This window comes from Achromobacter sp. D7-1 (assembly GCF_059760445.1).
This window is the reverse complement of record NZ_JCBAMT010000164.1, coordinates 1-2,249: the sequence shown is the minus strand read 5'-3', so window position 1 is coordinate 2,249 and position 2,249 is coordinate 1. Positions and strand designations below refer to the sequence as shown.

The 2,249-nt window shown below is 67.8% G+C and carries 3 protein-coding genes; 2 read left to right on the top strand and 1 reads right to left on the bottom strand.

The window, feature by feature from the left end; genetic code table 11:
* Window positions 1–28: 28 nt before the first annotated feature.
* Window positions 29–862 carry an enoyl-CoA hydratase/isomerase family protein gene (locus tag AC6LKD_RS32560; protein ID WP_013391155.1) on the bottom strand — a complete coding sequence of 278 codons (834 nt, stop codon included), beginning with the start codon at window positions 860–862 and terminating at the stop codon, window positions 29–31.
* Window positions 863–975: 113 nt separating this feature from the next.
* On the opposite strand from AC6LKD_RS32560, the gene AC6LKD_RS32555 reads away from it, so the two are divergent.
* Both AC6LKD_RS32555 and AC6LKD_RS32550 read left to right on the top strand, forming a co-directional pair.
* A complete protein-coding gene (locus AC6LKD_RS32555; protein ID WP_492275875.1) occupies window positions 976–1,836 on the top strand; it encodes an NAD(P)H-hydrate dehydratase in 861 nt (286 codons plus the stop codon).
* A gap of 120 nt (window positions 1,837–1,956) precedes the next feature.
* Window positions 1,957–2,190 (top strand): hypothetical protein, encoded by a 234-nt coding sequence (locus AC6LKD_RS32550; RefSeq protein ID WP_013391153.1) that lies wholly within the window; start codon window positions 1,957–1,959, stop codon window positions 2,188–2,190.
* The last annotated feature ends 59 nt before the right edge of the window (window positions 2,191–2,249 follow it).

The following is a 2,249-nucleotide window of genomic DNA, read 5'->3' as shown; positions in this document are numbered from 1 at the left end:
GCCTTGCCCCGGCGCGCCATCCGCAACCTCAGAACGGCGAATCCGGCCGGAAGTTCGGCGCGCGGCGTTCGCGCAGGGACTGGATCCCTTCGCGCACGTCCGGGCCGCCAAAGCCCATGAATTCCAGCGCCAGCGAAGTATCGAAGCTGGGACCCGCCATGCGCAGCCAGTTGTTCAGCGAATACTTGGTCCAGCGGATGGCGGTCTGCGAACCCGCGGCCAGCTTGTTGGCGACTTCGAAGGCGCGGCCGATCAGTTCAGCCTCGTCCACGCACAACGACACCAGACCGATGCGCTCGGCTTCTTCGCCGGTCACGGTTTCGCACAGCATCAGGTAGTACTTGGCGCGCGCCATGCCGCAAAGCAGCGGCCAGACGATGGCGGCATGATCGCCGGCCGTCACGCCCAGGCGGGTATGGCCGTCGATGATGCGCGCGTCGCGCGCCGCGATGGAGATGTCGGCCAGCAAGCCCGCCACCAAGCCCGCGCCCACGGCCGCGCCGTGCATGGCGGACACGATGGGCTTGTTGCAATTGATGATGTTGTAGACCAGGTCGCGGGCTTCGCGCCAAACGCGGGTGCGCACGTCGAAATCGTCGGCCATCTGCTGCACCAGATCCAGGTCGCCCCCGCCCGAAAAGCCCTTGCCTTCGCCGCGGATCACCACCACCCGGGTGTCGGGGTCGGTGTCGATGTCGCGCCAGATGTCGGCCAGCTCGCGGTGCATGCGGTCATCGGCGGTGGACAGCTTGCCCGGCTTGCCGCCCTTGGCGCCCATGATCACTTCCAGCACCCCGCCGGGATGCCGGCGCAGCTTCAGGGACTCATAGGCGGAATAGTGTTCCAGCGTGATGTCGCTCATGTTTGTCTCCACATCGTCTTGTCTGGGGGCCGGGCCGGATGCCGGCCGGTTTGGGCGCACTATAGTAGATACGCGCCATCGCGCCACGCCGATTTTCCCAGGAGCCTCAGCCCATGAACACTAGCGCCCCGTCCACCGGCGGCACCATCGACCGCGCCGCCCTGCCTGCCCTGTTCGCGCCGCGCGGCCAGGACACCCACAAGGGCAGTTTCGGCACGGTGGGCGTGGTGGGCGGCGGCCCCGGCATGACGGGCGCAGCCCTGCTGGCCGCGCGCGCCGCTCTGAAGACCGGCGCGGGCAAAGTGCTGGTCGGCTTCTCCCAGGAGGCCGCGCCGCTCGCCTGCGATCCGCTGCAGCCCGAACTGATGCTGCGCGATGCCCGCTCGCTGCTGGAAGAGGACTGGGGCGTCACCGCCTGGGTGGCGGGATGCGGCATAGGAACGGGCGCCCTGGCCGCCAACGCGCTGTCCGAATTGTTCGTGCTGCGGCGCGGCGCGCCGCTGGTGCTGGACGCGGATGGACTGAATCTGCTGGCGCGCGGCGACATCCAGCCCAATTGGGGCGACGGTCCCGTGGTGCTGACGCCGCACCCGGCCGAGGCCGGCCGCCTGCTGGGCATCAGCGCGGCCGAGGTGCAGGCCGACCGCCCCGGCGCCGCCTGGACACTGGCACAGCGCTACCGGGCCTGGATCGTGTTGAAGGGCGCCGGCACCGTCGTCTGCTCGCCGGACGGCGGGCTGAAGGTCAACACCAGCGGCAATCCGGGGCTTGCCACCGCTGGAACCGGGGACGTATTGGCGGGCATGCTGGGCGCCCTGATCGCCCAGAAGTTGCCTCTGGAACAAGCCGTAGCCGGAGCCGTGTGGCTGCACGGCGCGGCGGCCGACGCCCTGGTGGCCCAGGGGGTCGGCCCCATCGGACTGACCGCCGGAGAGCTGGCTGACGCCGCCCGCGCCCTGCGCAATCGCGGCTAAGTCCCTGGGAAATAAACATTTTTACAACATATAGGGGTTTACCCTAAAAATAGCGTTGCATAGAGCCTAGGGTTATCCCTATAATGGTTTACACCAAGACGAAACGGACTGGAGCAAACCATGAGCGAACTGACCCTGAACCACACTGCCCGCCTGACCGATGCGCTGGAGCGCGATCTGCTCCGCGGCGCCCTCGAGAACCAACCGAATTCCCACCCGCTGACCGGCCTGAAGAAAGCCGGCCAGGCCGTAGTGGCAGCTGTTGCCGCCGTGTTCTCCTTCATCGACGAAGTGAACGAATCGATGAACAAGGCCCGCGCCGCCAGCTCGCGCTTCTCCGGTTCGCAGTGGTAAGCCCTGCCGCGCCGGCCTGAATCGCGATCGATCTCCCGCGATTCAGCCTGGCGCGACCC